Origin of the sequence: Leptolyngbya sp. FACHB-711, assembly GCF_014695615.1 — a bacterium.
GTDB lineage: Bacteria > Cyanobacteriota > Cyanobacteriia > Elainellales > Elainellaceae > Leptolyngbya_A.
The window spans coordinates 1-4,310 of record NZ_JACJOR010000368.1 but is presented as its reverse complement, the minus strand read 5'-3'; the positions used below and the strand labels follow the sequence as shown (position 1 = coordinate 4,310).

The 4,310-nt window shown below is 52.1% G+C and carries 5 protein-coding genes; 4 read left to right on the top strand and 1 reads right to left on the bottom strand.

All coding sequences use genetic code 11. The features are described from left to right. A partial coding sequence (locus tag H6F80_RS15270; protein ID WP_518523593.1) for a superoxide dismutase occupies positions 1-285 on the bottom strand: 285 nt, incomplete at its 3' end. 390 nt (positions 286-675) lie between these two features. On the opposite strand from H6F80_RS15270, the gene secD reads away from it, so the two are divergent. The 4 genes from secD to H6F80_RS15250 form a co-directional block, all read left to right on the top strand. Next, complete coding sequence (secD, locus tag H6F80_RS15265) at positions 676-2,094, top strand: protein translocase subunit SecD (protein WP_190792386.1); 1,419 nt, start codon at positions 676-678, stop codon at positions 2,092-2,094. Next, positions 2,091-3,041 (top strand): protein translocase subunit SecF, encoded by a 951-nt coding sequence (gene secF, locus H6F80_RS15260; RefSeq protein WP_190792385.1) that lies wholly within the window; start codon positions 2,091-2,093, stop codon positions 3,039-3,041. Before secD ends, secF begins: the two co-directional genes overlap by 4 nt. Positions 3,042-3,047: 6 nt before the next feature. After that, entirely contained in the window at positions 3,048-3,704 is a 657-nt protein-coding gene (locus H6F80_RS15255) for a Uma2 family endonuclease (protein WP_190792384.1), read from the top strand. A gap of 43 nt (positions 3,705-3,747) precedes the next feature. Next, the coding region (locus tag H6F80_RS15250; RefSeq protein ID WP_190792383.1) for an RMD1 family protein at positions 3,748-4,310 on the top strand (563 nt) is incomplete at its 3' end.

Below are 4,310 nucleotides of genomic sequence, written 5' to 3'. Positions count from 1 at the left end.
GCCGCCGCCATTGGGTTTCATGCAGTTCCAGTAAAACGTATGGTTCCAGGCTTGAGCTGCGTTGTTGAACAGCCCGCTCTGGCTTTTTGCTGCATCACCGTTGAAGGATGTTTTGATCACCTCTTCGATCGGCTTATCTGCCATGCCTTGCTCGGCTGCCATTTTGTTGTAGTTAGTGACGTAGGCAGCATGGTGTTTGTCATGGTGAAACTCCAGCGTACCGGAGGAGATATGAGGTTCTAGAGCCTTGTAATCATAAGGAAGGGGAGCTAGTTCGTAAGCCATCGTGTTCGTCCTCTCGTAAAATTGTTAAGTTCTATGGACTGAAACGTAAGAAAAGGGAATCAAAGGGAGTCGGTGTTTGCTGATCAAAAGCAGTTTCCCCTCGGGGGAATCGCCTCGCCCTTAACACCCAATCAGCCTAAATCTGTGCTGCATAAAATTCTCTTTTGCAGCAAGAAACAAACTATCGAAAGCATTTTATATCAAAAACTAGAGAATATTAGTATCCTGCCGCCCCCGTCGTTGTTTCTCAGTGACCTAAAAGCAAAATTAGAAGCAAAATCGTTCCCTCTACTTCCCTTACCTCCCTACTTACGATTCTCCCAAAAACACCCAAGCGAATCCGCCGAAAATGCGGCTATCATGTTGCATGGGCTACCGATACAGGTCAATATGGGCAGACAACGTTCGATCCTCGCATTTATCTTCGTGCTGGCAATCGCCGCGATCGTCGTACTAATAAAAGTGCCGCTCCAGCTTGGACTGGATTTGCAGGGCGGTTCGCAAATTACGCTTCAGGTCAGAACCACCGAAGCCGTCCCGCAGATTACGCCTGAAAAGCTGGACGGCGTAAAGCGCGTCGTCGAAAACCGAATTAACGGTTTGGGCGTTTCCGAAGCCGTAGTGCAAACGGTGGGTGAAAACCAGCTTCTCGTTCAGCTTCCGGGCGTGAGCGATCCGGCTCAGGCAGAGCGGGTTCTGGGTGGAACGGCGCAGCTTGACTTCCGGCGTCAGCGATCCGGAACCGAGGCCCAGTTGAGCGTAGAATATCAGGTCTTGCGGGGCTTGCTTCAGGAACAGGTTGCTCTGAGCCAGGGCAACGACCAGGAAGCGATTCAGAAGAATAAAGAAGCGATCGATCGCAGCAGTAAAGCGATCGCAGAACTATTTGATAAAACTGATTTCACAGGCGACAGTCTCAGAAATGCCTATCCGCAGCCGCTCGGGCAGGGAAGCAATACTTGGGAAGTGGTGCTAGTGTTTAACGATAAGGGAGCGGAGCAGTTTGCCCAGCTTACAAAAGATGTGGCAGGAACCGGACGCAGCTTGGGAATTTTCCTGGATCAGCGGCTTCTGAGTGCGCCGGTCGTGGATGCACGTTATGCCGAAACCGGAATTACAGGCGGTACTGCCAGCATTAGTGGCAACTTTACGACTCAATCTGCCAACGATCTGGCAGTTCAGCTTCGCGGCGGTGCGTTGCCCGTTCCGGTGGAAGTTGTGGAAAACCGCACTGTGGGCGCAACCCTGGGGCAGGACAGCATTCAGCGCAGCATTTATGCCGGAGTTGCCGGGCTGCTGCTGGTGCTAATTTTTATGGTGATTTATTACCGTCTGCCTGGATTAATCGCCGATATTGCCCTGGTACTCTATGCCCTGTTTACGATGGCAATTTTTGACCTGCTCGGCGTGACCCTCACCCTGCCAGGAATTGCCGGATTCATTCTCAGCATCGGTATGGCGGTAGACGCAAACGTGCTGATTTTTGAGCGAACGCGGGAAGAGCTAAAAGCAGGCAAAACGCTGTACCGATCGGTCGAATCCGGCTTTTATCGCGCTTTTTCCAGCATTCTCGACAGTAACGTGACCACGCTGATTGCCTGTGCTGCCCTATTCTGGTTGGGAGCTGGACTGGTGCGCGGTTTTGCGCTGACGCTGGCTCTGGGCGTAGGCGTGAGTATGTTTACGGCACTCACCTGTAGCCGGACGCTGCTGCTGCTGGCACTGAGTCTGCCCAGTCTGCGGAATCGGAACTGGTACTGTCCGAACCTCTCTGCTTCTCCTTCTCTTCAAGCCGAAAAAACGTCATGACACTGAAAGTCATTCAACAGCGATCGATCTGGTGGGCAATCTCTGGAGTCGTCATTCTAGCGGGTTTGATTGCCATGCTGATTTCCTGGCAGCAAATCGGTGCGCCACTGCGTCCCAGTCTCGACTTTGTGGGCGGAACTCGGCTGCAGCTTGAGCGTGATTGCGCTCAGCCCAATAACTGTACAGAGCCGATCGATCCGGCAATTGTGCGTCAGGTGTTAGAGTCGCAAAATCTGGCAAGCAGCAGCATTCAGATCGTGGGGCAGGATCAGCAAGCCGTGTCGCTGCGAACTTCTTTCCTCAGTCCTGATCAACGTTCCCAGCTTCAAGATGCGCTATCTAAAGAACTCGGCGCATTTGATCCCCAAAAAACTCAGATTGACACCGTAGGGCCAACGATCGGACGGCAGTTGTTTACCTCTGGTTTGCTGGCGTTGGTGCTGTCGTTTGTTGGGATCATGGTTTATGTGGGCTTTCGCTTTCAGCCGGACTTTGCGGTGTTTGCGATCGTCGCCCTGTTTCACGATGTGCTGATTACAGTTGGTGTTTTTGCCATTTTGGGACTGACGCTGGGCATTGAGGTAGACAGCCTGTTTATCGTGGCACTGCTGACGATCGTGGGCTTTTCGGTTAACGATACCGTGGTCATTTACGATCGAATTCGAGAGACAACTCAGATTGACGGCGATCGTTCGATTAATGAGATTGTGGATGATGCCGTGAATCAAACCCTGGCGCGATCAATTAACACAACGCTGACGGCACTGCTGCCTTTGACGGCAATCTTCTTCCTGGGCGGCGATACGCTGAAGTATTTCGCGCTGGCTCTGATTATTGGTTTCCTTGCCGGCGCCTATTCCAGCATTTTCATTGCCAGTACAATGCTTGCTTGGTGGCGGGTGCGAAGTGAAAGAACCGTTCCAGCCACGCCGATCGAAGGGAACTAATGCGTCATGCCCAAAAAACCGATCGCAACCGAACAACGGGTCATCCTGCAAGATGTAAACTGGGCGCAATATGAGCAGCTCTTAAAAGAACTCGGCAAAGAGCGACAAACACGGCTCACCTACTGTCGGGGCAAGCTAGAAATGATGACCCCAATCGACGCACACGAGCGATGCAGTAAGCTGATCGAGTCGCTGCTGCTGGTGCTGACAGAAGAAAAACAAATTCCCTTGACGACGATCGCGCCTGTGCTGCTGAAGCACCCGGAATACGGCTATGCAACCGAAACCGATACGGGCTACTACCTTCAAACCAACGCGCTTCAGAAACGCAAGCCCGCGATTGTGCTTCCTGATGAACCACCGCCTGATGTGCTGGTCGAAGTCTCTCTAACCAAAAGCGCGATCGAAAAACTGCCGCTCTATGCCACGTTAGGGATTACCGAAGTTTGGCGATACCTGACAACCGCAGGCGATGATGTTCTCAAGGGCAAACTCCACATTTATCATCTGCACGATTCAGACTACGTTGAGCAGTCTCACAGCCTTCACTTTCCCTTCCTTCCCGCCGATCGCATTCAGCAATTTCTAGAGCAAAGCGACTCGATGAGTTTGGCAGCTGCACTGCGCGTTTTGCGATCGTGGGTGCAGGAGCTTTCTGATTGAGGCTTTTCTACTCTGGGGGAGAGGCTTCATAATCAAAATAAATATGCGAAAACTACTTTTTACAGACAAAGAAACGCTCAAAGTGCGGGCGATCTTTCTGGGCGAAAGCCTGGAACTTAAAGCACTAGAAACCACCGATTACCTCGGTAAGCTGCCACTAGTCGTTCCGGCGGGTGAGCAGGGTTGTGCCGTCTTCTTTCGCTACGGTGCCATTACCCTGTTTGGGTTGAGTCCAGTCGAGGAGGCTTCCTTCTTAAATAACCTGACGCCGTTTGTCACCCAGCCTTTTTCTAAGCCAGAAACTGAGGAAGCCGTGCTACAGCTCGATGTAGTGAACGGTGGGCGTGTCGAAAATGGCGTGATCTGGGTGCAGGATTTCAGCATTGAGCGACTGCAAATTGTGGCGGAAGTGCTGGCAAAAAGTGTTGTGTTAGCGCACTATGAGTCGGGAACCGCCCGCATTTTCGACCAGCTCGAACCCCTGGCAGATGGGCTTCAGCGCACTACCAAAGACGAACGCTGGGGTAAAGAACTGCTGCGGCAATTAGGCAGAACGCTCTCAATTCAGCACAGAATGGTGGGACGGGTCGAAATTACCGATAAGCC